Origin of the sequence: Microcella sp. (genome assembly GCF_025808395.1) — a bacterium.
In the GTDB taxonomy this organism is placed as follows: domain Bacteria; phylum Actinomycetota; class Actinomycetes; order Actinomycetales; family Microbacteriaceae; genus Microcella.
The window spans coordinates 441,131-466,335 of sequence record NZ_CP075524.1 but is presented as its reverse complement, the minus strand read 5'-3'; the positions used below and the strand labels follow the sequence as shown (position 1 = coordinate 466,335).

Here is a 25,205-nt window from a genome sequence, read left to right as displayed (position 1 = left end):
GGCAGGTATGACAGCCGATTTGTGGCGAATCTGGCCGCGTTGTCGGGGTTCGGGATGCTGTCCGTAGGCCTTTCGGATGAAATCGCTCCTCCGCTCGGGTGAGCGGCGCGGGTTTCGCTCGGCTGCAGGCTCTGCGAGCCGTAGCGTGACGGACATGTTCGATCGACTCATCACGTGGTTCACGCCCGAGCGCCGCGTCGCGCTCGCCTTTCCCGCCGAGATCGCGCTGGGCGCGTTCCTCATGCTCGCGCTCATGCTCGACCAGGCGTGGCGCGGCGGTTTCCTCGCCGCCGTCATAACCTTCACCGTGGCGGTCTTGCTGGGCCTCGGCGTGGCACTGCACCGCGTGCGGCCCGAACTCGCGCTGGCGTCGCTCGTGGCGAGCGGCAGCATCGGAGTCTTCGGCACCCTCTTCTACGGCCCGCCGATCAACGGGTTCGTCTATGTCGCAGCGGCGATCGTGATGTTCGGAGCAGCCGCGCATGGTTCGCCCGGTGTCCGGTGGATTGCTTTGGCGTTCTCGGGGCTCGCCGCTCTGGTCATCTTCGTGACGGGCATCGCGTCGAGCGGGGTGTTCTACGGCGTCGACCTGGGTTACGTGGTTCGTCAGGCAACCTTCGTGCTCATGACGTCGGCGTTCGCCCTCGTGCCCTGGCTGCTCGGCGAGCTCGTGCGCAGCATCCGGAATCGGCGTCAGCTCAGCGCGACCGTCGCGACGGTCAGCACCCAGCGCGACGCCGCCCTCACGCGCGCCGACCTCGAAGCCGAGCGCACGCGAGTCGCGCGCGACGTGCACGACATCGTCGCTCACTCGCTCACGGTCGTGATCGCGCAGGCCGATGGGGCGCGGTATGCGACGGCGGGCGACTCCCCCGCGGCGGCCGACGCCTTCGAGACGATCGCGCAGACCGCTCGGGATGCCCTCGCCGACGTGCGCGTGCTGCTCACCGAGCTGCGCCACACTCAAGAGGCCGGGCCGCAACCGGGCCTCGCCGACCTCGATGCACTGCTCGACTCGATGCGCGACTCGGGGCTCACGCTCGAGGTGCGCGAGTTCGGCGACCGCGGGCGCCTCACCGAGTCGCGCGAGCTCGCGCTCTACCGCATCGTGCAAGAGTCGCTCACGAACGCGCTGCGGCACGGCGACGGCGCAGCGGCCGTCGAGCTCGAGTGGGGCGACCAGGCCGTCGACCTCGTCGTGACGAACGAGGCGCGCGGTGCTGCTGACGAGGGCGAGCGGGGGCACGGCATCGACGGGATGCGCGAGCGGGCATCCCTCGCCGGTGGCGAGTTGAGCGTGCACGACGGCGCGATGTTCCGCGTGCGGGCGCGCCTGCCGCTCGAGGCCGAGCCCGCCGAGGTGCTGGCGTGACCGCCATTCGCGTGCTGCTCGTCGACGACCAGCCGCTGTTCCGGCGCGGCGTGCGCATGCTCGTCGACTCGCAACCCGATCTCACCGTGGTCGGCGAGGCCGGCGAGGGCGGCGAGGCCGTGCGCGTCGCCGACGAGACACGGCCCGACGTGGTGCTCATGGACATCCGGATGCCGCGCGCCGACGGCATCGCGGGCACCGCGGGCATCCTGCAGTCGTCAGAGCGGTCGGGGCGCACGCCGCCGCGCGTCATCGTGCTCACGACCTTCGACCTCGACGATGCCGCGCTGCGAGCGATCCGAGCGGGGGCGAGCGGCTTTCTACTGAAAGACGCCGAGCCCGAGTTTCTGCTCGCCGCCATCCGCGCGGTGCACGGCGGCCACGCGGTCGTCGCGCCGGGAGCGATCGGCGACCTGCTGGCCCACGTGGGCGGTGCTCGGGATGCTCGCCGCACGCTCAGCCCCGACGAACTCGAGGCGGCGCTGGCCCGCGAGCTGCCCGAGCTCAGCAAGCGCGAGCGCGAGATTTTCGCGGCCGTCGCCGAAGGGCTCAGCAACGCCGAGATCGCGGCGCGCGAGTTCGTCGCCGAGGCGACGGTGAAGTCACACGTCGGGCGCATCCTCGCGAAGCTGGGTCTGCGAGATCGGGTGCAAGTGGTGCTCTACGCCCACGACCGCGGGCTGCTGCCCCGGCGCTGAGCGGGGTGCGAGCATCCCGCACCTCAGCAGCCCGAACCTCAGCAACCCGCGCCCGCATCGCACTCCCCGTGCTTTCCCGGCGCGGGTCAGGTGTCGCTTCAACCCGGTGTTTACCGCGACACGCCGTGCCGCGCGCGTCAAGCTCGGCGTGTCGAGCGAAACTCCGGGTCAAGCGGACACGGGCTGGAAGGTAGGCCCGACACGGGGCGGTGAGTGGGCTCGGTGGTGTGAAGCCCTAGAACCCGAGCTTGCCGAGCTGCTTGGGGTCGCGCTGCCACTCTTTGGCGACCTTCACGTGCAGCTTGAGGTAGACGCGCCGGCCGAGCAGCTGCTCGATCTCGAGTCGCGCGCGCGTGCCCACCTCGGTGAGCCGCGACCCTCGATGCCCGATGATGATGCCCTTCTGGCTGTCGCGCTCGACCCACACGTTGGCGAAGATGTCGAGCACTCCGCCGGGCGAGCGCTCTGCCATCTCGTCGACGGTGACGGCGAGCGAGTGCGGCAGCTCGTCGCTGACCCCTTCGAGCGCGGCTTCGCGAATGAGCTCGGCGACTCGATCGTCGGTTGATTCGTCGGTGACCGCGTCGTCGTCGTACAGCGGCGGCGACTCGGGCATGAGCGCAATGATCTGCTCGGCGAGCAGCTCGACCTGGTCGCCCGTGACCGCCGACAGCGGAATCACGAGATCCCACTCGCGCAGTTCAGACACCGCGAGCAGCTGCTCGGCCACCCGCGTGCCGCCCGCCGCGTCGGTCTTGGTCACGATCGCGATCTTGCGCGTGCGCGGAAAACTCTCGAGCTGCTCGTTGATGAACTTGTCGCCCGGCCCGATCGGCTCGTTGGCGGGCACGCAGAACCCGATGACGTCGACGTCGCCCAGCGTGTCTTGCACGACGGCGTTGAGCCGTTCGCCCAGCAGCGTGCGCGGGCGGTGCATGCCGGGCGTGTCGACGACGATCAATTGACCGGATGCTCGGTGCACGATGCCGCGGATCGCGCGCCGCGTTGTCTGCGGCTTCGAACTCGTGATGGCGACCTTCTCGCCGACGAGGGCGTTCGTGAGCGTCGACTTTCCGACGTTGGGCCGGCCGACGAAGGTCACGAAGCCGGCGCGGAACACCGGTTCGGGCTCGGCGCCGCCGCGAGGTTTGCGCGTGCTCATTCTGACTCGTCTCGTTCGGTGTCGCGGTCGCCCGCGAACGCGATGCGCGCGTCGAGCAGCGCTTGGTCTGCCCGCACGAGCACGGTCGTCACCCGTTTGCGGCGGCCCTCGGTGCGTTCGGCCGTGAGGTGCAGCCCGTCGACCTCGGTGGTCGAACCGGCCACGGGCAGTCGACCGAGGTGCTTGGTGAGCAGGCCCCCGACGGTGTCGACGTCGTCGTCGTCGAGCTCGATGCCGAAGAGGTCTCCGAGCTCGTCGACGGGCATGAACGCGCTGACCCGAAACAGGTTGTCGTCGAGCTGCTCGCTGTCGGCCTGCTCGCGGTCGTATTCGTCTGAGATGTCGCCGACGAGCTCTTCGATGAGGTCTTCCATGGTGACGAGCCCCGCAATGCCGCCGTACTCGTCGACGACGAGCGCCAGGTGATTCGATTCGAGCTGCAGCTGCCGCAGCGCGTCGTCGGCCTTCTTCGACTCTGGCAAGAAGAGCGCCGGCTTGGCGAGCTTGTCGACGAGGGCCGTCGCCGCCTTCTGGGGCTTCTCGAAGGTGAGTCGCGCGGCGTCGCGCAGGTAGATGACGCCGATCACCTCGTCGGCGCTGTCGCCGACGAGCGGCACGCGCGACACTCCCCGGCTGAGAAACAGCGTCATGGCGTCGGCGACGGTGGCGCCCTTCTCGAGCACGACCATGTCGGTGCGCGGCACCATCACTTCGCGCACGATCGTGTCGTTGAACTCGAAGATCGAGTGGATGAGCTCGCGGTCTTCTTCTTCGAGCACGTCGAGCTCGGTTGCCTCATCGACCATGCTCAGCAGCTGCTCTTCGCTCGAGAAGCTCGCGCTCGACGGGCGGCCGGGCGTTACCCGGTTGCCGAGCGCGACGAGCAGGTCGGCGAGCGGGCCGAGCAGCACGCGCACCCCGCGCACGAGCCAGTCGCTGCGCGCGAGCATGGCCCGCGGGTGCGCGCGGCCGACCGACCGGGGGCTCGAGCCGACGAGGATGAACGAGACGCCGATCATGATGCCCGCGCTCACCAAGAGCACTGCCCACCATTCGGTGAGCAGCGTCGAGAAGGCCAAGGTGATGAGCACCGCGGCGATGGTCTCGGCGACGATGCGCAAGAAGTTGAGCGCGTTGACGTGCGCGCCGACGTCGGCGGCCACGGCGTGCAGGCGTTCGGGGTGACGCCGCTGACTCGCGACGTCGACGAGCTCGATGCGGCTGACGACGCCGAGTGCGGCGTCGATCGCGGCGAGCAGGCCGCCGAATGCCACCAGCACGCCCGCGATCGAGAAGAAGACGACCGTGAGCGTGGTCATCGCCGTCGTTCGGCGAGCGTGAAGCTCACCAGGATGTCGCGCTGCACGCCGAACATCTCTTTCTCTTCATCGGGTTCTGCGTGATCGAAGCCGAGCAGGTGCAGCAGACCGTGGGTGGTCAGCAGCAGAATCTCGTCGAGTGTCGAGTGGCCGGCCGCCTCGGCCTGCTGCATCGCCACCTGCGGGCACAGCACGATGTCTCCGAGCAAGCCGGGTGGGGTCGGCTCGTCGTCGCTGCCGGGCCGCAGCTCATCCATCGGAAAGCTCAAGACGTCGGTCGGCCCCGGTTCGTCCATCCACTGCACGTGCAACTGTTCGATCGCGGCTTCGTCGACGAGCACGATGGCGAGTTCGGCGTCGCGGTGAACGTTGAGAAAGTCGAAGGCGTGCAGGGCGAGTCGCTGCAGTGCCGACTCGTCGACCGCCACCCCAGACTCGTTGTTGATTTCGACGGCCATGTCAGTGCCCTCCGGCCCCTGGTCGTGGTCGACGGGTGGCGCGGTCGCGCGGCAGACCGCGCCGACGCTCGGCGCGGTTGGCGCCCGGTTCGGGGTCGGGCAGCCCGTTCTCGCGCGCGTACTGCCTGGCCTGCTTCTCGGCGTCGTACTTCGTATAGGCGTCGACGATGCGGCCGACGAGCGAGTGCCGCACGACGTCATCTGACGTGAGTCGCGCGAAGTGGATGTCGTCGATGTCGTCGAGCACTCGCGTGACGAGCTGCAGCCCGCTCGCGCCGGTGGGCAGGTCGATCTGCGTGATGTCGCCCGTGACGACGATCTTCGAGCCGAAGCCGAGCCGCGTGAGAAACATCTTCATCTGCTCGGGGCTCGTGTTCTGCGCCTCGTCGAGCACGATGAACGCGTTGTTGAGCGTGCGCCCGCGCATGTAGGCGAGCGGCGCCACTTCGACCACGCCGCTCGCGAGCAGCTTGGGCACGAGCTCTGGGTCCATCATCTCGTTGAGCGCGTCGTAGAGCGGCCGCAGATACGGGTCGATCTTGTCGGTCAGGGTTCCCGGCAGAAAACCGAGACGTTCGCCGGCCTCGACGGCGGGGCGGGTGAGAATGATGCGATCGACCTCTTTGCGCTGCAGCGCCTGCACGGCTTTCGCCATGGCGAGGTAGGTCTTGCCGGTGCCGGCTGGGCCGATGCCGAACACGATCGTGTGCAGATCGATCGCGTCGACGTAGGCCTTCTGCCCGAGCGTCTTCGGGCGGATGCTCTTGCCCCTGCTCGTGAGAATGGCCTGGCTGAGCAGCTCGGCAGGGCTGCCGGCGCCCTTCTCGATGATGCGCGCAGAGCTGGTGACCTCGACTTCGCCGAGGTCGTGGCCCCCGCGCACCATCGCGAGCAGCTCGTCGACGAGCGTGCGCGCTGCGGCAACCTGGTCTGGGTCGCCTTCGAGGGTGATCTGGTTGCCGCGCACGTGCACGTCGATGAGCGGATACTGGGTCTCAAGAGTCGCCAGCAGGCGGTCTTGGGGGCCCAGCAGCCTCACCATCGCTATGCCGTCGATGTCGAGCTGTTCGCGGGCGGGCGCGGGTCGCGCCGAGTCGTCAGTGGGCAAGGGACCCCTCGGTCAGGCCTCCGGCAAGCACGTGGGCGTGCACATGGAAGACGGTTTGTCCGGCATGGGCGCCGGTGTTGAAGACGAGCCTGAAGTGCCCGTCGGCGTGCTCGTTGGCGATGAGATTCGCGACGGCGACGACCTCGGCGAGCAGGGCGGGGTCGCCGGCGGCGAGCTCGCCGACGTCGCGGTAGCGCGGCGTCTTGGGCACGACGAGCACGTGCACGGGCGCTTTCGGCGCGATGTCGCGAAACGCGATCACCGTGTCGGTCTCGTGCACGATGTCGGCGGGAATCTCACGCGCGATGATGCGCGTGAAGATCGACGGCTCAGCGGTGCTCATGGACCTCAGTCTACGGCGGGCGGCTCAGAGCCGGCCCAGCGTTCGCGCCAAGCGTGGATGCGTTCGCCGTCGGGTGCAACGCCATACGCCGCGAAGAACTCGGCCTCCCACCCGCCGCCGAAGTTCCACTCGAGCGACATCGACGCGATGGCGAGGTCAGACCAGCGGTCGGCGACGCCGAGCGCCCCGAGGTCGACGTGGGCGAGAAAGCGACCCTCGCCGTCGAGCAGGGTGTTGGGCGCGCAGGCATCGCCGTGCGCGACGACGAGCACGTCGATCGACTGATCAGTCTCGAGCGTCGGGCCCACGAATGGGCACTCGGCGACAGGCAGGGCCTCGTGCAGCCGCCGCAGGCCCTCGCCGATCGCCCGCACGGCAGTCCTCGGCTCGGCACGCCACCGGTCAGCGACCGCGCTCTCGCCTGGAAGTGCCGACATGAGCAGCCACTGTGCCAGCCCACCGCTGCCCGTCGGGTACTCACCCGCGTCGAGCACGCGCGGCACGGGGTGCCAGGCGGCGCTCCAGTCGAGTCGGGCGCGCTCGTCAGCGAGATCGATCTCTCGGCCGGGCGGGCTGAATTTGAGCACGAGCGACGATCGTGCGCTCCGCGGGTCGATGCGCACGGTGATGCCGCCGAGGTCGTTGCGCCAGAGAGGCATGAGGCGTGCGCCCGGAACAAGCTCGTCGGCAAGCGCGACGAGTGAGGTCGGCAGCGGCGCTTCATCGCCGAGCAACTGCGCCGACAGGTCGATGGGCACGCGGCTACCAGCGGCCGAGCGCAGCCGAGAGCACGGCGATCGCCGCGGGGCCCGCCGTCGAGGTGCGCAGCACGCTCGCACCGAGGCGCACGCAGCGAGCGCCGGCGGTGGTGAACGCGAGCAGCTCGTCAGGGGTGATGCCGCCCTCGGGCCCGACGACGACGAGCACATCGCGATGCCCGAGGTCGTGCGCGGTGACCGAGGTGAGCGGGTGGTCTGAGGCGGGGTCGAGCACGAGCACGGTCGAGTCGGCAGCCCGCGCCACGAGCTGGGTGGTGGTGACGAGGGGCTGCACTTCGGGCATCCACGGTCGCATCGATTGCTTGCTGGCCTCGCGCGCGATCGTCTGCCAGCGTTCGCGACCCTTCACCGCCTTCGCGGCATCCCAGCGCGAGACGCTGCGCGCCGCCTGCCACGGAATCACCGCGTCGACTCCCAGCTCGGTCGCCGCCTGCAGGGCGAGTTCGTCTCGGTCGCCTTTCGCGAGCGCCTGCACGAGGTGGATGCTCGGGCTCGGCCGCTCGTATCGTTCGACGCGCTCGACCTCGAGTGCGAGGTCGCCCGGCTCGATGCTCGCGACCACTGCGTGCACGACGAGCCCGGCGCCGTCGCCGAGCCGCAACGGCTCGCCGACCCGCACGCGCGCGACGGTGACGGCGTGCCGAGCATCGGGGTCGCGCAGGTGCACCACGTTCTCGTCGACACCGAGCTGCTCGCTCAGCGTCGACTCGAGGTAGAAGTGCGCCACGGCTAGAGGTTCAAGAAGCGGTCGCGGAGCTTCGAGAAGATGCCCTGCTGGAAGGTCGAGAACTGGGGAGGCACCGGTCGCCTGCTCGAGGCGAACTGTCTGATGAGCTCGGTCTCTTTCGCGTTCAAGCGCACGGGTGTCACGACCTGCACGCCGATCTTGAGGTCGCCCCGACCCGAGCCGCGCAGTCGCGTGATGCCGCGTTCTTTCACGGTGATGATCTCGGCGCTCTGCGTGCCCGGCTTGATCTCGACGGGCACGTCACCGTCGAGTCCTGGCAGCGTGACGGTGGTGCCGAGAATGGCGTCGGCCATCTGCACTTCGACGGTGGCGAGCAGGTCGTCGCCGCTGCGGCTGAAGGTCTCGTGCGTGGCCACCTTGATCTCGAGGTAGAGGTCGCCGTTGGGGCCGCCCGCGGGGCCGACCTCGCCCTGACCGGGCAGCTGGATGCGCACCCCGGTGTCGACGCCGGCCGGAATGTCGACCGGAATCGCGCGGCGTGCACGCACGCGGCCCTGCCCGGCGCACGAGGGGCACGGGCTCGGAATCACGGTGCCGTAGCCGCGGCAGGTGCCGCACGGGCTCGACGTCATGACGTTGCCGAGCAGGCTGCGCACGGTGCGCTGAATCTGGCCGGAGCCGCGACAGATGTCGCAGGTTTGCGGGCTCGTACCGGGCGAGCAGCATGAGCCTTCGCACGTCGAGCAGAGAATCGCCGTGTCGACCTCGAGCTGCCGCGTCGTGCCGAAGACGATCTCGTCGAGCTCGACCTCGACCCGCAGCAGGGCGTCTTGACCGCGCTCGCGGCGGCTGCGCGGACCGCGCTGCTGCTGAGCGCCGCCGAAGAACGTCTCGAAGATGTCGCCGAATCCGCCGAATCCGGATGCCCCGCCGAAGCCGCCCGACCCGCCGAGGTCGTACTGCTGCCGCTGCTGCGGGTCGCTCAGCACGTCGTAGGCGTGCGTGACCTGCTTGAACCGCTCGGCCGCGTCACCGCTCGGGTTGACGTCGGGGTGCAGCTCACGGGCGAGCCGCCGATAGGCCTTCTTGATCTCGTCGGCGCTCGCCTGCCGGTCGATGCCGAGCACCTCGTAATGGTCTGCCACTTATTCCTCACCGAGCAGTCGAGACACGTAGCGCGCTACGGCTCGAACCGCTGCCATGTTGTTCGAGTAGTCCATGCGGGTGGGCCCGAGCACGCCGAGCTTGGCCGTGTTGTCGCCCCCCACGCGATACGCGCTCGTGACGACCGCGGTCTCTTTGAGCGCTTCGTCGTTCTCGCGGCCGATGCGCGCCGACACGCCCTTCTCGTCGACCTGCATCTCGCTGAAGAGCTTGAGCAGGGTCACCTGCTCTTCGAGCGCCTCGAGCACGGGGTAGACGCTGCCCGCGAAGTCGCCCTCGGTGCGCACCAGGTTCGCCGCCCCCGCCATGACGAGCCGGTCTGAACGATGCGCATCCACGTGCCCCACGAGCGCTTCGCCGATGACCGAGACGGCGGGGCGGCGGTCGGGGGCGAACTGCTCGCCGAGCGTTGCCGCGACGTCGGTCACATCGCTGAGCGCGCGCCCCGCGAGCGTCGAGTTGAGCTTGGCCCGCAGCTCGCCGACGAAGACCTCGTCGGCTTCGACCGGCAGTTCGATGATGCGCTGGTCGACTCGGCCGCCGTCGGTGATGAAGACCGTCATGAGGCGCGTCGCGCTCATCGGCACGAGCTCGATGTGCTGCACGCGCGCGTTGCCCAACGTGGGGTACTGCACGAGGGCGACCTGATTCGTCAGGTGCGAGAGCAGGCGCACCGTGCGGGCGAAGACGTCGTCGAGGTCGACCGACTGGTCGAGAAACTGCTGAATCGCGAGCCGTTGCGCCGCGCTGAGCGGCTTGAGGTCGGCGAACTGGTCGACGAACACCCGGTAGCCCTTGTCGGTGGGCACGCGACCCGACGAGGTGTGGGGCGCGGCGATGAGCTCTTCTTCTTCGAGAATCGCCATGTCGTTGCGAATCGTCGCGGCAGAGACCCCGAACTGGTGCCGGTCGACGATGGCCTTCGAGCCGACCGGCTCGCGCGACGAGACGTAGTCGTGCACGATCGCGCGCAGCACGTGCAGTGCACGTTCTGAGACCATGGCCGACTCCCCTCGATGACTGGCACTCACTGTTGACGACTGCCAATTCTACCCCGCGACACAGAGAGGTGGTCGTTGCCGAACCGTGATGCGCGCGCTAGGTTTGCCTCGTGCTCGCGCCGATGATGGTGAATGCCGCACCGCACCGTTGCGTCGCACATTCGTGCTCCACCCCGGGAAACACCGTCCGCAATCGGATCATTGAAAGGCAGCACCCATGACTGACCAGACCCCTCCCCCCGCCGCTCCCGCGCCGGCCGCGCCGCTGAGCGAGGCCGAAGACCGTCAGTGGGCGTCGTTCGCGCACCTCGGCGGCATCCTGGGCATCCTGCCCTCGCTCATCATCTTCCTCGTCTTCAAAGACCGCGGCGCGTTCACGCGTGAAGAGTCGAAAGAGGCGCTGAACTTTCAGATCACCGTGCTGATCGCCTACATCGCGGTCAACGTGCTGAGCTGGATCATCGCCGCGTTCACGTTCGGCCTCGGCGGCCTGCTCGGCCTCCTCACCCCGCTCGTCTGGATCGGTGCGGTGATCTTCTCGATCATCGGCTTCACGAAGGCCAAAGACGGCATCGCCTACCGCTACCCGATCGCGATTCGACTCGTCAAGTAGTCCACCGCGTTCGACGCTTCGAGGGGTTCGGCCACCACGGCCGGGCCCCTCGGGTGTTTAATGGCCGCATGACCGATCAGCCTCCTGCCAACCCGTACGCCGCCGCACCGCAGCCGATGAGCCCCGCCGATGAGAAGCTCTGGGCCACTCTCGTGCACGTCGGCGGCATCTTCTTCGGCTTCGTTCCGGCGCTCATCGGCTTTCTCGTGCTGGGCAACCGCGGCCCGTTCGTGCGCGGTCACACCGCGACGGCTCTCAACTTTCAGCTCACGATGGTCATCGCCGCCGCAATCGGTGCGATCACGGCGTGGCTCATCGTCGGCATACTCATCATCATCGCGGTGAGCGTGCTCATCATCGTGCTGTCGATCATCGCGGCGATCGCGGCCAACCGCGGCGAGGCCTACCTCTACCCGCTCACGATCCCGTTCATCAAGTAGCGGGCCTCAGTCGGGCAGCAGCCGTCTGACGACGCCGTCGGCCAGCAGGCGCCCGCGCAGCGTGAGCACGACGGTGCCGCGCAGAGCTGGGCCCGGCTCGACGAGCCCATCGGCGATGAGCCCGGCCACGTTGCGGCGGCCGAGCGCGGTGAGAGCATCCGTCGACACTCCTTCGCGAAGGCGGGTCTGCAGCAGCACGTGCTCGATGCGGCGCGTCTCGGTGTCGAGGGTCTCGCGCCCGGCCGCGGGGCTCACTGCTCGCGCGAGGCGCTCGGCGTAGGCGGCGGGGTGCTTGACGTTCCACCAGCGCACGCCGCCGACGTGGCTGTGGGCGCCCGGGCCGACTCCCCACCAGTCGTGGCCCGTCCAGTAGGCGCGATTGTGCCGTGAGCGGTGCTCGGGGGCCGTCGCCCAGTTGCTCACCTCGTACCAGTCGAGGCCGGCAGCCGCCAGTTGGGCATCGGCCGCCTCGTAGAAGACAGCGTGCAGATCGTCGTCGACGGGCGCCACCTCGCCCCGCGCGATCTGCCGCGCGAGCTTCGTGCCCGGCTCGACGATGAGCGCGTAGGCGCTGAGGTGGTCAGGCTCGAGGGCCAGCGCCTCGTCGAGACTGCGGTGCCAGTCGTCGAGCGACTCGCCGGGGGTGCCGTAGATGAGGTCGAGGCTCACGGCGAGCCCCGACCGTCTGGCCGCGGCGACGACGCGCCCCACATTGGCGGGGTCGTGCGTGCGCTCGAGGGTCGCGAGCACGTGCGGCACGGCCGACTGCATGCCGACGCTGAGCCGCGTGAAGCCCGCAGCGGCGAGGCTGTCGATGCCCGCATCATCGATCGAGTCGGGGTTCGCCTCGGTCGTGACCTCGGCACCCTCGGCGAGGCCCCAGGTGGTTCGCACGGCGTCGAGCATGCGGCGCAGGTCGTCGGCCGGCAGCAGCGTGGGCGTGCCTCCCCCGAAGAAGACCGTGCTCGCGGGTCGCGACTGTGCGCCCGAGGCCTCGAGCACTCGCGCGGCGAAGACGACTTCGGCGATCGCCTGGTCAGCGAAGTCGCTCTGCTTGACTCCGCGAATCTCGTCGGCGGTATAGGTGTTGAAGTCGCAGTACCCGCAGCGCACGCGGCAGAAGGGCACGTGCAGGTACACGCCGAAGTCGCGCTGCTCGATGCCGTCGAGCGCACTCGACGGCAGCAACCCGTCGTCGGGGGCCGGGTCGGCGAGGGGCAAGGCGCTGGGCACCCGCCTATACTCCCAGGCTCCGTCGCGCAACACGACGGCCGCTCGGCTCTGCCAGGGTAGACGGGTGACCACCACGATTCTCTGGGATGTCGACGGAACCCTGCTGCTGAACTCGTTCGGCGGGGGCGGCGAGCTCTACCACACCGCCGTCGAGCGCACCGTGGGCCGCGAGCTGCACCCACCACTCCCGCGCACGCACGGCAAGCCCGACGGGCTCATCCTCAGCGAGATTCTCGCCCACTTCGGCTTCGACGACCGCTGGCACGAGCGCGCACGCGCCGTGCTCGACGAGCTGTCGATCGAGCGGGCGCAGGCGGGCGATCGGCGTGAGCCTGCGCCGGGGGTGGTGGATGCCCTCACCGCGGTCGCCGCCCGCGGCTGGCACAACGCCCTGTTGACGGGCAACTCACTCGTGCGCGCCCGCGTCAAGCTCGAGGGCGCGGGGCTCGGGCCCGAGTGGTTCGACTGGGATCGCTCGTTCTTCGGCGCGACGGCCCGCGACCGCAGCGAGATCACCGCCGCGGCTCGGGCTGCCCTGCCAGACGACACGCTCGTCATCATCGGAGACACGCCGCGCGACGACGAGGCCGCGACGGCCGCGGGGCTGCCGTTCATCGGCGTCGCGACGGGCGTGTTCACGGTCGACGACCTGCGCGAGACGAATGCCGTGCTCGTCGTCGCAGACCTGGCCGACTCGCTCGACGCGGTGCTCGACGCGATCGACGCCCTGTAGGGCTGGGCCGTCAGCCGATCGGCAGGCCCTGCACGAACCAGATCTGCTGCATGCGGTAGAGCATGACGGCGACGGCGAGGCTGGCGACTCCCATGACGACGGTGGCCCAGCGGGTGCGGTCGACGAGCGCCCAGGCGATCGATGCGAGGGGCAGCACGAGGGCGGTGACGAGGTAGATCCACCATTCGACGAGGTCGCCCGTGGGCTCGTTGCCGACGAAGGGCGCCACGATGCCGATGACGATCTGCACGAGCAGCACGAGCGCGACGGCCGCGGTCGGCAGCACGCTGTAGTCGTCTGGCTTGCGGCCGATGCCCCCCAGCACGAGCGCCGCGAGGCCGGCGATGAGCGAGACGATGATGGCGATCGTGGTGAACCACTCGATCACTGCGGGGCCTCCTGAGCGCTGTCGTGCGGAAACCCGACCAGCGTACGACCGCGCCCCTCGTGCACGCTGATGAGCGCGACGAGGCGGTCGGGATGCTCGCCGCCGGCACCCCGCTGCACGGCGGCGACCGGCTCGGTGTCGGAATGCCCGGGCAGGGCCAGCAGCTTGCCGTGCCCGAGGTCGCGGGCTTGCGCGGCGTCGACCTCGAGCACCGGGAGCAGGCGCGCGGCGACCGCAGCCGGAGACTCGAGCAGGCTCGCACCGCCCTCGGCCAGCGCCTCGAGGCTCACCGCGTCGGCCACGTCGAAGGGGCCCACGCGCGTGCGCCGCAGCGCGGTGAGGTGCCCGCCGAGGCCGAGGGCGGCCCCGAGGTCGCGCGCGAGGGCGCGGATGTAGGTGCCCGAGCTGCAGTCGATGCGAGCATCCACCTCGATGCCCGACGCGGTTCGACGCACGGCGAGAACGTCGAACGTGCTGATGGTGACGCGGCGCGACGCGAGCTCGACTGCTTCGCCCGCGCGAACGCGGTCGTAAGCCCGGCGCCCGTCGACCTTGATCGCGCTCACCGAGCTGGGCCGCTGGTCGATCTCGCCGGTGAGGGCGCGGATGCCCACCGCCACCTGGTCGTCGGTGACCGCGGCGACGGTCGCGGCGTCGGCCGTCGTGACTACCTCGCCCTCGGCGTCGTCGGTCGTCGTCGCGGCGCCGAGCAGCATCGTGGTCTCGTAGGTCTTGTCGAGCCCGACGAGGTAGGTGAGCAGGCGCGTGGCGGGGCCGACTCCGAGGGTGAGCAACCCCGTGGCCATGGGGTCGAGAGTGCCGGCGTGGCCGACTTTGCGCGTGCTGAGTGCTCGACGTGCGCGGGCGACGACGTCGTGGCTCGTGAGGCCCTGCGGCTTGTCGACGAGCAGCAGGCCGGTGGTCACGAGATCAACGGTAGCGCGGCTGCCCGGCCTAGGCTGGCGAGCATGCGCATCGCGGTGATCGGAGCAGGCGCGGTCGGCGGCCTCATGGCCGCTCTGACCGCGCGTGCGGGGCACGAGGTGCTCGTGAGCGCGCGCGGCGAGCATGCAGAGGCGATCGCCCGAGACGGGGTGCGCGTGGACGGCGGGTGGGGCGAGTGGGTGGCGTCGGTGCAGGTTGTCTCGAGCATCCCAAACCCGCCTCTCGACCTGCTCGTGCTGGCGACGAAGGCGCACGACTCTGTCGAGGCGCTCGCACCCTGGGCCGCGCACGACGGCACGCCGGTGCTCGTGCTGCAGAACGGCCTCGAGGGTGAGCGGGCGGTGCGGAGCGCCCTGCCGCACTCCCCCGTCGCGATCGGCTTGGCGCTCTTCGCGGTGAGCCTCGTAGGCCCCGGCCCCATCTCGGTGACCGGGCCGAACGGGCTCACCCTCGGCGGCGACCCGGCCGCCGTCGCCGTCGCCGAGCCTCTCGTGCGCGCCGCGCTGCCCGCCGAGCTCGTCGTCGCCGACGACATCCACGGAGCCCAGTTCACGAAGCTGCTCGTCAACCAGGTGAATGCGCTGCCCGCCATCACGGGCCTCAGCGTGCAGCAGACGGTCGGCGACCCGTCCCTGCGCGGCGTGCTCGCTCGCGGCATGGTCGAGACCGTCGCGGTCGGCGACGCGGTCGGCGTGCGCTGGGGCCGCATCGGAGCGGTGGATGCTGATGCCGTCGCCGCCGTGCGCTCGGGCGGCATCGCCGCGGCCGCTGCGCTCGCCCAGCAGCTCGCCGCCGGTATGGGCGACGTGCCCAACCCCGCGTCGATGCTGCAGAGCATCCGCCGCGGTCGCACGACCGAGGTCGACGCGATCAACGGCGTGATCGTCGACCTCGGCGCCCGCCACGCTGTGCCGACGCCGGTGAACGCGGCGCTCGTGAGTCTCGTGCACGACGTCGAGCGGTCAGGCAGGTTCCTCGACCCATGCGAAGTCGTTGCGGTGATCCCTGCAATGCAGTGAGCATTCACGCAGCGGGCATTCACGCAGCGGGCATCCACGCCGGCTGCGATGACGGCTTCGGCTGCGCACGTGGCCGCGACAGCGGCAGCGGTCTTCGGCGCGCCCGCGGGAGGAAGGCCAACCCCGAGACAGACTTCAACAACTACGGAGGTAGATGAACACGATTCATATCGTTCCGTAGTTGTTGAAGTCTGGGAAAGACAGGCGGGGATATGAGTGCAGCGTCCCTGGCGAGGGGCGAACGGGCGAGGGGCGAGGGTCGAAGGTGCGAGGTGCGAGGTGCGGCAGGTGCGGGGTGCGGCAGGGGCGAGGTGCGGTGCGGGGCAGGTGCGCGGTGCGCAGAGGTGGTTGCCGGCAGGGCGACTCAGCGCATCTCGAGCAGGGCGACTCCACCGACGGCGAGCAGCCCGAACCCGATGCCCCACAGGGCGATCGACACAATCTGCCAGATGATGACCTGTCGGCGGGAGGCGCCGAACCCGACCATGAGGCCAGACGTGATCTGGCTCGGCAGCAGCGTCTGGCCGAGCAGGCTCACCCCCGGAACCCCCCAGCGGTCGAACCGCTGCTTGAAGCGCTCGCGCCGCGGCGAGAGCTCGCGCTCATCAGCACCCGTCGCCGAGCGCACGCGCCCACTCAGCAGCACGACGAGCACCATCGAGATGATGTTGCCGACAATGGCGGCCGCGATGGCGAGGGCGGGAAGCATGCCTGCCAGCACTCCGAGCGGGCCGGCGAAGTACGACTCGACGAACGGAATCGCCCCCGCGATCATCACCACCACCCATTGCCACACCGGGTCGGTCGCATCAGTCCAGTCGCGCAGGCCGTCGAGCATCGAGCATTCCCCCTCAGTAGCGTCGGTCACACCACGCTATCGAGATCTGCTCAATCGTCGCTGAACGTGCTGCGGGTCCAGAGCCTCACGCCATCGACTTGGTGTGCCAGACCGTCTTCGTCTCGACGAACGCCGAGATGCGGTCGAGCGACGGCACCGGCACGCCCTGCACGGGCGTCAGCACCCGCTTGAGCGTCTCGGCTGCCGCGAGCTGCAGGTCGACCCAGGTCTCGCCCTTCGACCCGGTGAGCTCGCTGGCTCCCGCCAGGTCGAGCGCGTTCACGTCGGCGTGCGCGGCGAGCCACGGCATGATCTCGGCGGGCGAGCCTGTGAGAATGTTGACGACTCCCCCAGGAACATCCGAGGTCGCGAGCACCTCGCTCAACGAGATCGCCGACAGCGGCGCCTGCTCGTGCGCAATCACGACCACAGTGTTGCCCGTGAGGATGATCGGTGCGACCACCGAGACGAGGCCCAGCAGCGACGCACCCGTCGGAGCCTGGGGGGCGACGCTCACCGCCACTCCCGTGGGTTCGGGCACCGAGAGGTTGAAGTACGGCCCAGACACCGGGTTCGCGTTGCCGGCGACCTGCGCGAACTTGTCGGCCCACCCGGCGTACCAGACCCACACGTCGATCGCCGCATCGACCTGAGCGGCCGCGACGGCGGCCGACACGCCCTCAGACTGCACGATCTCGTCGACGAACTGCGCGCGACGCCCCTCGAGCAGCTCGGCGATGCGGTAGATCACCTGGCCGCGATTGTAGGCCGTGGCGCCCGCCCACCCTGAGACGGCGCCGCGAGCCGCGACCACGGCATCGCGAGCATCCTTGCGCGACGCTTGAGCGGCGTTGGCGAGGAAGTCGCCCGACGCCGACAGCACCTCGTAGGTGCGGCCGCTCTCACTGCGCGGAAACTTGCCGCCGATGTACAGCTTGTAGGTCTTGGGCACGGTGAGTCGGCTCACTTCGCGACCGCCTTTCGCTTCTTCTGGGGCGCTCTGACCGCGTCGGGCGCCTCCCACCCGCTCGACTCGAGGTAGGCGGCCAGGCCGTGCCGGCCGCCCTCGCGGCCGTAGCCCGACTCTTTGTAGCCGCCGAAGGGCGACGCGGGGTCGAACCGGTTGAACGTGTTCGCCCACACGACGCCGGCCTTGAGCTGGTCGACGAGGGCCAGCATGCGGCTGCCCTTCTCCGTCCAGATTCCCGCCGAGAGGCCGTATGGCGTGTTGTTCGCCTTCGTGATCGCCTCGGCCGGCGTGCGGAAGGTCAGCACCGACAGCACGGGCCCGAAGATCTCTTCACGGGCGATCGTGTGCGCCGCGCTCACCTTGGTGAAGATCGTCGGCGCGAACCAGAAGCCCTTGTCGGGAATACGGCAGTCGGCCGTCCAGCGCTCGGCGCCCTCGTTCTCGCCCGTGTCGCTCAGCGTGCGGATGCGTTCGAGCTGCGCCGCCGAGTTGATCGCACCGATGTCGGTGTTCTTGTCGAGCGGGTCGCCCATGCGCAGCGTCGAGAGCCGCGCTTTGAGCCGGTCGATGACCTCATCGTGCACGTTCTCCTGCACGAGCAGCCTCGAGCCGGCGCAGCAGACATGCCCCTGGTTGAAGAAGATGCCGTTGACGATGCCCTCGATCGCCTGATCCATCGGAGCGTCGTCGAAGACGATGTTCGCGGCCTTGCCACCGAGCTCGAGGGTGAGCTTCTTGTTCGTTCCCGCGACCTGGCGCGCGATCATGCGCCCCACGCCCGTCGAGCCGGTGAACGCCACCTTGTTGACGTCGTCGTGCGTCACGAGCGCCTGACCGGTCGGGCCGGGGCCCGTCACGATGTTGACGACGCCGGGCGGAAGGTCGGCCTGCTGCAGAATCTCGCCGAACAGCATCGCCGTGAGCGACGTGGTCTCGGCGGGCTTGATGACGACGGTGTTGCCGGCCGCGAGCGCCGGAGCGATCTTCCAGGCGAGCATGAGCAGCGGAAAGTTCCACGGAATCACCTGCGCGGCCACACCGAGTGCGCGGGGGTTCGGGCCGAGGCCCGCGTAGTCGAGCTTGTCTGCCCAGCCCGCGTAGTAGAAGAACCAGGCGGCCACGAGCGGCACGTCGACGTCTCGCGTCTCGCGAATCGGCTTGCCGTTGTCGAGGCTCTCAGCGACGGCGAGCTCTCGCGATCGCTCTTGGATGAGCCGCGCGATGCGGAACAAGTACTTGCCCCGATCACTGCCCGACATGCGCGACCACGTCTTCTCGTAGGCACGGCGCGCGGCGGCAACGGCGGTGTTCACGTCGCCCGCCGTGGCCTGCGCGATGCTCGCGATGACCTCTTCGGTGGCCGGTGAGATCGTGTCGAACACGTCGCCGTGGCCGTCAACGAACTCGCCGTCGATGAAGAGGCCGTACTGCGCCTTGAGGTTCAGAATCGAGGGCGACTCGGGGGCCGCCGCATACTCGAGAAAGGCCATGATCAGTCCACCGTCACGTAGTCGGGGCCACTGTAGTGACCGGTTCGCATCTTCTGCCGCTGCAGCAGCACATCGTTGACGAGGCTCGAGGCCCCGAACCGCCACAGGTGCGGTGTGAGCCACTCTTCGCCGACCGTCTCGGCGACCGTGACGAGGTAGCGCACGGCGTCTTTCGACGACCGGATGCCGCCGGCGGGCTTCATGCCGACCTTCTCGCCCGTGAGGCGGTGCCAGTCGCGAATGACTTCGAGCATGAGCAGCGTGACGGGCAGCGTGGCCGCGGGGCTCACCTTGCCCGTCGAGGTCTTGATGAAGTCGGCTCCGGCGAGAATCGCCAACCAGGATGCCCGCTTCACGTTGTCGTAGGTCTGCAGCTCGCCGGTCTCGAGAATGACCTTGAGGTGTGCGCTCGAGCCGTCGGGCCGCGCGCAGGCCTCTTTCACGGCGACGATCTGGTCGAACACGACCCCGTACTGCCCGCTGAGAAAGGCGCCGCGGTCGATGACCATGTCGATCTCGTCGGCACCGGCCGCGACGGCCTCGCGCGTGTCGGCGAGCTTGATCGCGAGACTCGCGCGACCGGAGGGGAAGGCCGTGGCGACGGCGGCGACGCTCACGAGGCCCTGGTCGGGGTCGCCGTGGCGCGAGCCAAGCGCCTCGACCGCGTAGGGCACCATGTCGCCGTAGACGCACACTGCGGCGACGCTCGGCGTCGTGAGGTCGGTGGCGTCTGGCGTGATCGCCTTCGCCACGAGCGACCGCACCTTGCCGGGCGTGTCTGCCCCTTCGAGGGTCGTGAGGTCGCACGTGCGAATGATGGTGTCGAGGGCCCACGCCTTCGACGTGGTCTTGATCGACCGGGTGCTGAGGCCCGCGGCCCGCTGCTCGAGACCGACGGCGTCGACTCCGCTGAGGCCTTCGAGGTGCAGCCGCAGCGCGGTCTCGGTGAGGTCGCCGCCGAGCAGCCGCTCGGCGCGATCCGTCGGCGCGAGGCCGACGGGATGGGCGATGGTCATGAGGCGTCCTCTCGAGAGGCGGTGCTGGAGTCAGTGGTGGGGTCGTCAGAGTGCGCGTCGTCGTGCCCGAGCAGGGCGCGGGCGGTGTGCTCGTCGGTGACGAGCACCGAGCAGAGACCGTGCGCGACGATGGCGCGAGCGACGGGGTGCTTGGCCTCACCGCCGATCACGAGGATGCTCGTGCGTGAGGCACGCAGTTCTTCGAGGCTGAGGCCCAGGGTGCGAGCATCCAATTCGGGGTCGGCGATCGTGCCGTCAGCCGTGATGTACCGACCGATGACGTCGCCGACGGCGCCGCGCTCGACGAGCCGCGCGATGTCGGCGGCTGTCAGGTAGCCGCTGTCGACGTGCACCGAGCTCGTGTCGGCGACGCCCGCGCTGTAGAGGTAGGCGTTGGCTCCGCGCGCCATCTGCACGACGCCGCTGACGGTGCGGTCGCCTTCGATCGCCTTCTTCGTCTCGAGCCGCTCGAGAATGGCGGGGGTCGGCAGCAGGGTGGCTTGCCCCCCGGCCTTCTGGGCGATCATGACGGCGGTGCTCGCGGCCGTGCCGGGGCGCTTGCTGAGGCTGACTCCCCCGTTGATCTGCACGACGTTGACGCCCGTCGACCAGCCCACCGGCAGCGCTTCGGCCACCTGGTGCAGCGTGCGGCCCCAGCTGACGCCGAGCAGTCGCGGAATCGGCCGGTGGCTCACCAGGTAGTCGGCGGCGGCCTCGGCGACGCGCGCCTGCAGCTCGACCTCGTCGACCGGCGCCGGCACGACGACGGCGTCGTTGAGCGCGAAGCGAGCGGTGAGTTCGCGCTCGAGCGCGAGTCGGCGGGCACGCGGGTGCACGATCTCGATGCGGATGATGCCGCGCTCGCGCGCTTGCGCGAGCAGTCGGCCGACCTTCCACCGCGTGACGCGCAGAATGGCGCCAATCTCGTCTTGCGTCTTGTTCTCTTCGTAGTACAGCTCGGCGGCGCGCACGGCGAGCAGCTCTGAGGCTGCGGTGCTGTCGGCGGGCGGCATGAAGACTCCAGTCGTGCTCGGCGGTGCTTTCAGGCTAGGCGGGCGGTGCGGCATGAGCAACATATGTTGCCTGAGTGCTCAGATGAGCATCCCGGTCGATCGCGGCACCCGCCACCCTCAGTACGCTGGTGACGACAGCCCGACCTCTCGAAAGGACCCTGCGTGACCGACTACGCCCTCGCCGTCGACCTCGGCGGCACCAAGGTCGAGGCCGGCCTCGTCGACGCGCACGGCGCCGTGCTCGCCGGGTCGCGCCACCGCCGGCCGACGGGAGGCTCGTCGACGTCTGAGCAGCTCGCGACGGCGGTGACCGATGCGGTGCGGGATGCCCTCGCAGCCCTGCCCGCCGACGCGACCCTGCTCGGCGCAGGCATCGGCAGCGCGGGCCCGATCGCGGGCACGACGGGCAACGTCTCGCCCTTGAACCTGGCCGCCTGGAGGAACTACCCGCTCGCAGACCTGGTGGCCGAGCAGGTGCCCGGGGTCGCCGTGACGCTGCGCATGGACGGCATCTGCATCGCCCTCGCCGAGGTGTGGCTCGGCGCCGCCCAGGGCGAGTCGAACGTCATGGGCATGATCGTGTCGACCGGTGTCGGCGGCGGGCTGATTCTCGGCGGCCGCGTCGTCGCCGGGCCGACCGGCAACGCCGGGCACATCGGTCATGTCGCCGTCGCGGACCACGACGATGTCTGCGCGTGCGGAGCGCGCGGCTGCCTCGAGGCGATCGCCTCGGGCCCGCGCACCGTCGCGTGGGCGCGCGAGCACGGCTTCTCGGGCGAGACGGGCGAGCAGCTCGCGGCCGCCGCCCGCGAGGGCGATGCGACCGCGCTCGCGGCGATCGAGCGCTCGGCCACCGCGGTGGGCCGCGCGATCGCGAGCGCGAGTGCGCTCGTCGACCTCGACGTCGTCGCGATCGGCGGCGGCTTCAGCCACGTGAGCGACGACTACATCGCCATCGTGCAGCGTGCGGTGACCGAGCACAGCGACTTCGGCTTCGTCACCAAGACGCGCGTCGTGGCCTCGGGGTTGAGCGGCGATGGGCCTCTCGTCGGTGCCGCGGCGCTCGTGCACCGCGCCGACCTCATCGGCTGAGGTCGTCTTCGACGAGGCTGCCCCTCGCGAGCAGCGGCATGGCGAGCACGGTGAGCGCCACGATGGCGAGCAGCACGATGAGGCTCGGCGCCCATGACCCGGTGAGCTCGTGCAGGGCTCCGATCGCGAGCGGGCTGACGGCGGCGACCGCATAGCCGACGGTCTGCACGAATCCGCTGACGTTGGCGGCGTTCTCGGCAGAGGCCGTGCGCAGTGAGAACAGCGCGAGGCACATCGGAAACGTGATCTGCCCGAGCCCGATCGCGGCAACCCACAGCGCGGGCGCCGCGGCCGGGGCGGCGAGCAGACCGCCGTAGCCGATCGCGAAGAGCAGCATCGAGGTGAACAGTATGGGGGTCGGCGTGCGCAACCGCGCGGCGAGCACGGGCGCGACGAGGGCGAGCGGCATGCCGAGAATCGCGAAGAGCGCGAGCAGGCTGCCCGCTTCAGCGGCCGTCACCCCTGCGAGGTCTTGCAGCATCACGGGCAGCAGCGCGAAGGTGACATAGGCCGAGATGCTCGAGATCGTGAAGGGAATCGTGATGCCCCACACCGTGCGCGACCGCGCGAGCTGCGCGAAGCGGTGAGTGTCGGGCTCGGCGATGTCGTCGAGCGCGTCACCGTTCGCGGCGGCGGCGCGGGCTGCGACTCTCGTGCGCGCGGCGCACACGACGAGCAGAATCCACGGCACGAGCGCCACGCCGACGATGATCGCCCAGCTGGCGAGCGACACGCGCCACCCCGCGGTGTCGGCGAGCGGCACGGCGAGCAGCGGGGGCAGTGCTGAGCCGATCGACATGAGCGTGGCGTAGGCCGCCGTCATGGGGCCGATCGAGCCTGGCGTGTAGCGCTTGACGGCTGAGGGCAGCAGCACGTTGCCGAACCCGGCGCCGAGCAGCAGCAGCAGGCTGCCGAGGGTGAGCGCGATGAAGTCGGGCGCTGCGGCCCGCACGAGGGTTCCGGCGATCATGACGACGATCGCGAGCAACAGGGTGCGCTCGAGCCCGAGCCGGTGCGCGACGCTCGGCGCGGTGAGCCCGGCGATCGCGAATCCGATCGGCGGCAGCATGCCGAGCACGCCGAGGGCCGTCGCCGAGAGGGCGATGTCGGCGTCGATGGCGACGGCGAGGGGCGAGAGCGCCCCGACGGGCAGCCGCAGGGTGGCGGCGATGAGCAGAATGCCGGTGATGCCGAGCATGACCCCCGAGCGCTTGCTGAGGGGCGCGTCGGTCACTCGCACCATCCTAGGCTCGGGCGCGCGCCGCATCGTGCGCCTACAGTGGAGGCCGTGACCGACTGGGCCCGCTTCCTGCCGCTGAGCAACCGCGACCGCGGTGACGAATCGCACGTGAGCCGCAACTGGTCGCGAGCGGCGAGCGGCATGCTGCTGAGCGTCGCCGCGGTGCTGGATGCTCGCCCCGAGGTGCTCGCTCACCCCACCCTGCGCCCCGAGGTCTCGGTGGCCGAGGCGGTGCGAGAGCTGCTCGTGCAGCTGCGGTCGACCCGCTGGCAGCGGGCGGCCGCGCGCATCGGCGCCGTCGAGTCGGCGAGCCCCGAGACGGCAGCTCTGCCCGACGCCGAGCTGGCCGACGCGGTGCAGGCTGAAGCGCTCGCGCGGTCGGCCGCGCGTGCGCGCTCGAGCGTGCGCGAGCTCGGTGCGGTGCTCGTGCTGGCTCTCGACCTGCGGGCGTCGATCGGTGCGTCGATCGATGTCGACCCCTTCGTGAGCGGCGCCGTCGCTCTCGACCTCGCGGTGCGCGCCCCGCACCCGCGTCGCAGCGTCGTCACGGCTCGCACACTGGTCGCCGTCGACGGCGACTGGCGAGTGGGCCGGGGCCCCGAGCTGCCAGCGACGGCCGCGTCGATCGTGCTGTTCTTGGCGGGGCGCGGTGGCGTACCCCCGCACGCGCTGCCTGAGGCGGGGGCCGACGACGCCTAACGTGGCGCTGGCAGCCCCAGGGTCGAGCGAATGACGAGCTCGTCGCGGCCCATCTGCTCGGCGAGCGCGTCAGCCGAGGCGAACTTGTGCATGGGGCGCACATAGTCGACGAACTCGAGTTCGACGCGCTGGTCATAGAGGTCGAGATGCGCGTCGATCGCGTGCGCTTCGACGGTCTTCTCGGGCACGTCGCCGAACGTCGGGTTGTTGCCGATCGACACGGCGGCGCCGTACCGTTCGCCGCCGACGTGCAGCCAGCAGGCGTAGACGCCGTCGGCGGGAATGTAGCCTTCGGCGTCGTGCGCGAGGTTGGCGGTCGGGTAGCCGAGGTCGCGCCCGCGCTGGTGCCCGTGCACGACGAGCGAGCGGATGCGGTGCGGCCGGCCGAGCGCTTCGGTCGCTTCGGCGATGAGGCCGGTGGCGAGCATGCCGCGAATGCCGGTGGATGAGATGCGCGTGCCGTCGTGCTCGCACACGTCGTCGACGAGGGCGACGGTGAACGCCGCTCGCTCGCCGGCCGCGCGCAGGGTGTCGACGGTGCCGGTGCCGCGCGAGCCGTAGCGGAAGTCGGCGCCGACGAGCACGTGGGCGGCGCTGAGGCCGTCGACGAGCACCCGATCGACGAACTCGTCGGCGGTCAGCGCGGCGAACTCTGGGGTGAAGGGCAGCACGACGACAAGGTCGACGCCGGTGTCGACGAGTGCTTCGGTCTTCTGGTCGATGCTCAGCAGCGGTTCGGGCGCCGTCTCGGGACGCAGCACGGCGTCGGGGTGCCGGTCGAAGGTGATGACGACGGTGCGGCGCCCGGCGGCGTCGGCGGTGAGGCGTTCGAGCACGGCTCGGTGCCCGCGATGCACGCCGTCGAACTTGCCGATGGTGACGGCGCTCGGCCGGCTGTCGTGCGGCAGGGTGTCGATGCCGTAGATCACGCGGCCGGTCATGTCGTCACCGCGGCGGTGTTCGGGGTCGAGGTCGCTCGTGCCACTCGACGCAGCCACAGCAGCCCGAGCACGGGCAGCACGAGAGGTATGAACAGGTAGCCGCGCCCGAACGCCGACCACACGGTGTCTGCCGGAAAGAGTTCGGGCTGCAGCAGGCTCACAGCGCCGACGGCGAGCACGCCCACGAGTTCGAAGGCGATCGCGATGACGGCGACCCGAAACCACGCTCTGCCTCGGGCGATGAGGGCGACGGTGGCGAGCACATAGACCAGGGCGGCGAGCGCCGAGAGCGCGTAGGCGAGGGGCGCTTCGTCGAACTTGGTGGCGATCTGGTAGGCAGATCGGCCAAGTGCGGCGAGCGCGAGTATCGCGTAGACGGCGATGAGCACGCGGCCGATGCCGGCACTGGTCGGGCGGGGTTCGTCGATCATCGGCTACAGCGT

28 protein-coding genes are annotated in these 25,205 nt (G+C 70.0%); 8 read left to right on the top strand and 20 right to left on the bottom strand.

All coding sequences use genetic code 11. The features are described 5' to 3' along the window. Window positions 1-154: 154 nt before the first annotated feature. Both KIT89_RS02315 and KIT89_RS02310 read left to right on the top strand, forming a co-directional pair. Window positions 155-1,372 carry a histidine kinase gene (locus tag KIT89_RS02315; RefSeq protein WP_297602889.1) on the top strand — a complete coding sequence of 406 codons (1,218 nt, stop codon included), beginning with the start codon at window positions 155-157 and terminating at the stop codon, window positions 1,370-1,372. After that, entirely contained in the window at window positions 1,369-2,070 is a 702-nt protein-coding gene (locus KIT89_RS02310) for a response regulator transcription factor (protein WP_297602887.1), read from the top strand. Before KIT89_RS02315 ends, KIT89_RS02310 begins: the two co-directional genes overlap by 4 nt. A gap of 235 nt (window positions 2,071-2,305) precedes the next feature. On the opposite strand, the gene era is transcribed toward KIT89_RS02310, so the two are convergent. From era to hrcA, 9 genes are read right to left on the bottom strand one after another with little or no spacing between them, the layout of a single operon-like run. Then, the gene (gene era, locus KIT89_RS02305) at window positions 2,306-3,232 is read right to left on the bottom strand and encodes a GTPase Era (protein WP_297602885.1); all 927 of its coding nucleotides are present in this window, start codon (window positions 3,230-3,232) and stop codon (window positions 2,306-2,308) included. Continuing rightward, the gene (locus tag KIT89_RS02300; protein WP_297602884.1) at window positions 3,229-4,551 is read right to left on the bottom strand and encodes a hemolysin family protein; all 1,323 of its coding nucleotides are present in this window, start codon (window positions 4,549-4,551) and stop codon (window positions 3,229-3,231) included. The genes era and KIT89_RS02300 overlap by 4 nt, the downstream gene beginning before the upstream one ends. Beyond that, window positions 4,548-5,009 (bottom strand): rRNA maturation RNase YbeY, encoded by a 462-nt coding sequence (gene ybeY / locus KIT89_RS02295; RefSeq protein WP_297602882.1) that lies wholly within the window; start codon window positions 5,007-5,009, stop codon window positions 4,548-4,550. Before ybeY ends, KIT89_RS02300 begins: the two co-directional genes overlap by 4 nt. A gap of 1 nt (window position 5,010) precedes the next feature. After that, window positions 5,011-6,051 carry a PhoH family protein gene (locus KIT89_RS02290; RefSeq protein WP_297603884.1) on the bottom strand — a complete coding sequence of 347 codons (1,041 nt, stop codon included), beginning with the start codon at window positions 6,049-6,051 and terminating at the stop codon, window positions 5,011-5,013. 55 nt (window positions 6,052-6,106) lie between these two features. After that, on the bottom strand, window positions 6,107-6,460 hold the full coding sequence (locus tag KIT89_RS02285; protein ID WP_297602881.1) for a histidine triad nucleotide-binding protein: 354 nt from the start codon (window positions 6,458-6,460) through the stop codon (window positions 6,107-6,109). 5 nt (window positions 6,461-6,465) lie between these two features. Next, window positions 6,466-7,218: a phosphotransferase gene (locus tag KIT89_RS02280; RefSeq protein ID WP_297602879.1), complete on the bottom strand. Its 753-nt coding sequence runs from the start codon at window positions 7,216-7,218 to the stop codon at window positions 6,466-6,468. Window positions 7,219-7,222: 4 nt separating this feature from the next. Next, window positions 7,223-7,966, bottom strand: a complete 744-nt coding sequence (locus KIT89_RS02275; protein WP_297602877.1) for a 16S rRNA (uracil(1498)-N(3))-methyltransferase — start codon at window positions 7,964-7,966, stop codon at window positions 7,223-7,225. Between the two features lie 2 nt (window positions 7,967-7,968). Then, a complete protein-coding gene (gene dnaJ / locus KIT89_RS02270) occupies window positions 7,969-9,072 on the bottom strand; it encodes a molecular chaperone DnaJ (RefSeq protein ID WP_297602876.1) in 1,104 nt (367 codons plus the stop codon). Next, window positions 9,073-10,092, bottom strand: a complete 1,020-nt coding sequence (gene hrcA / locus KIT89_RS02265; protein WP_297602875.1) for a heat-inducible transcriptional repressor HrcA — start codon at window positions 10,090-10,092, stop codon at window positions 9,073-9,075. It lies immediately after the preceding gene. Between the two features lie 217 nt (window positions 10,093-10,309). Between hrcA and KIT89_RS02260 the strand changes: the two genes are divergently transcribed. Together KIT89_RS02260 and KIT89_RS02255 are read left to right on the top strand one after the other, a co-directional pair. Beyond that, entirely contained in the window at window positions 10,310-10,705 is a 396-nt protein-coding gene (locus KIT89_RS02260) for a DUF4870 domain-containing protein (protein ID WP_297602874.1), read from the top strand. Window positions 10,706-10,773: 68 nt separating this feature from the next. Next, the gene (locus tag KIT89_RS02255) at window positions 10,774-11,145 is read left to right on the top strand and encodes a DUF4870 domain-containing protein (RefSeq protein WP_297602873.1); all 372 of its coding nucleotides are present in this window, start codon (window positions 10,774-10,776) and stop codon (window positions 11,143-11,145) included. 6 nt (window positions 11,146-11,151) lie between these two features. On the opposite strand, the gene hemW is transcribed toward KIT89_RS02255, so the two are convergent. After that, entirely contained in the window at window positions 11,152-12,378 is a 1,227-nt protein-coding gene (hemW, locus tag KIT89_RS02250) for a radical SAM family heme chaperone HemW (protein ID WP_297602872.1), read from the bottom strand. 64 nt (window positions 12,379-12,442) lie between these two features. On the opposite strand from hemW, the gene KIT89_RS02245 reads away from it, so the two are divergent. Continuing rightward, window positions 12,443-13,111 carry an HAD hydrolase-like protein gene (locus KIT89_RS02245; protein ID WP_297602871.1) on the top strand — a complete coding sequence of 223 codons (669 nt, stop codon included), beginning with the start codon at window positions 12,443-12,445 and terminating at the stop codon, window positions 13,109-13,111. A 10-nt stretch (window positions 13,112-13,121) separates the two neighbouring features. Here the strand turns inward: KIT89_RS02245 and KIT89_RS02240 are convergent, their stop codons facing one another. Together KIT89_RS02240 and truB are read right to left on the bottom strand one after the other, a co-directional pair. Next, window positions 13,122-13,499 carry a hypothetical protein gene (locus KIT89_RS02240; protein WP_297602870.1) on the bottom strand — a complete coding sequence of 126 codons (378 nt, stop codon included), beginning with the start codon at window positions 13,497-13,499 and terminating at the stop codon, window positions 13,122-13,124. Then, a complete protein-coding gene (gene truB, locus KIT89_RS02235) occupies window positions 13,496-14,425 on the bottom strand; it encodes a tRNA pseudouridine(55) synthase TruB (protein ID WP_297602868.1) in 930 nt (309 codons plus the stop codon). The genes KIT89_RS02240 and truB overlap by 4 nt, the downstream gene beginning before the upstream one ends. A 42-nt stretch (window positions 14,426-14,467) precedes the next feature. On the opposite strand from truB, the gene KIT89_RS02230 reads away from it, so the two are divergent. Then, a complete protein-coding gene (locus KIT89_RS02230) occupies window positions 14,468-15,463 on the top strand; it encodes a ketopantoate reductase family protein (RefSeq protein ID WP_297602867.1) in 996 nt (331 codons plus the stop codon). Between the two features lie 364 nt (window positions 15,464-15,827). Here KIT89_RS02230 and KIT89_RS02225 read toward each other — a convergent pair whose 3' ends face one another. Genes KIT89_RS02225 through KIT89_RS02205 form a run of 5 tightly spaced genes read right to left on the bottom strand, consistent with a single transcriptional unit; the run spans window position 15,828 to window position 20,790 of the window. Continuing rightward, window positions 15,828-16,331, bottom strand: coding sequence for a hypothetical protein (locus KIT89_RS02225; protein WP_367275880.1), 504 nt, complete (start codon window positions 16,329-16,331; stop codon window positions 15,828-15,830). Window positions 16,332-16,386: 55 nt separating this feature from the next. Beyond that, window positions 16,387-17,268, bottom strand: coding sequence for an aldehyde dehydrogenase family protein (locus KIT89_RS02220; RefSeq protein ID WP_297602865.1), 882 nt, complete (start codon window positions 17,266-17,268; stop codon window positions 16,387-16,389). Next, a complete protein-coding gene (locus KIT89_RS02215; protein WP_297602864.1) occupies window positions 17,265-18,761 on the bottom strand; it encodes an aldehyde dehydrogenase family protein in 1,497 nt (498 codons plus the stop codon). The genes KIT89_RS02220 and KIT89_RS02215 overlap by 4 nt, the downstream gene beginning before the upstream one ends. Window positions 18,762-18,763: 2 nt before the next feature. Further along, complete coding sequence (gene deoC / locus KIT89_RS02210; protein WP_297602863.1) at window positions 18,764-19,777, bottom strand: deoxyribose-phosphate aldolase; 1,014 nt, start codon at window positions 19,775-19,777, stop codon at window positions 18,764-18,766. Beyond that, on the bottom strand, window positions 19,774-20,790 hold the full coding sequence (locus KIT89_RS02205) for a sugar-binding transcriptional regulator (RefSeq protein WP_297602862.1): 1,017 nt from the start codon (window positions 20,788-20,790) through the stop codon (window positions 19,774-19,776). Before KIT89_RS02205 ends, deoC begins: the two co-directional genes overlap by 4 nt. A 162-nt stretch (window positions 20,791-20,952) precedes the next feature. Here KIT89_RS02205 and KIT89_RS02200 point away from each other — a divergent pair, with 162 nt between their 5' ends. Next, window positions 20,953-21,882, top strand: a complete 930-nt coding sequence (locus KIT89_RS02200) for an ROK family protein (protein WP_297602860.1) — start codon at window positions 20,953-20,955, stop codon at window positions 21,880-21,882. On the opposite strand, the gene KIT89_RS02195 is transcribed toward KIT89_RS02200, so the two are convergent. Further along, window positions 21,872-23,116, bottom strand: a complete 1,245-nt coding sequence (locus tag KIT89_RS02195; protein WP_297602859.1) for an MFS transporter — start codon at window positions 23,114-23,116, stop codon at window positions 21,872-21,874. The two genes, KIT89_RS02200 and KIT89_RS02195, sit on opposite strands and share 11 nt — an antisense overlap. Window positions 23,117-23,170: 54 nt before the next feature. Between KIT89_RS02195 and KIT89_RS02190 the strand changes: the two genes are divergently transcribed. Beyond that, window positions 23,171-23,821 (top strand): hypothetical protein, encoded by a 651-nt coding sequence (locus tag KIT89_RS02190; protein ID WP_297602858.1) that lies wholly within the window; start codon window positions 23,171-23,173, stop codon window positions 23,819-23,821. Here the strand turns inward: KIT89_RS02190 and KIT89_RS02185 are convergent. After that, the gene (locus KIT89_RS02185; protein ID WP_297602857.1) at window positions 23,818-24,762 is read right to left on the bottom strand and encodes a bifunctional riboflavin kinase/FAD synthetase; all 945 of its coding nucleotides are present in this window, start codon (window positions 24,760-24,762) and stop codon (window positions 23,818-23,820) included. The two genes, KIT89_RS02190 and KIT89_RS02185, sit on opposite strands and share 4 nt — an antisense overlap. Beyond that, window positions 24,759-25,193, bottom strand: a complete 435-nt coding sequence (locus tag KIT89_RS02180) for a hypothetical protein (protein WP_297602856.1) — start codon at window positions 25,191-25,193, stop codon at window positions 24,759-24,761. Before KIT89_RS02180 ends, KIT89_RS02185 begins: the two co-directional genes overlap by 4 nt. Window positions 25,194-25,205 lie beyond the last annotated feature (12 nt).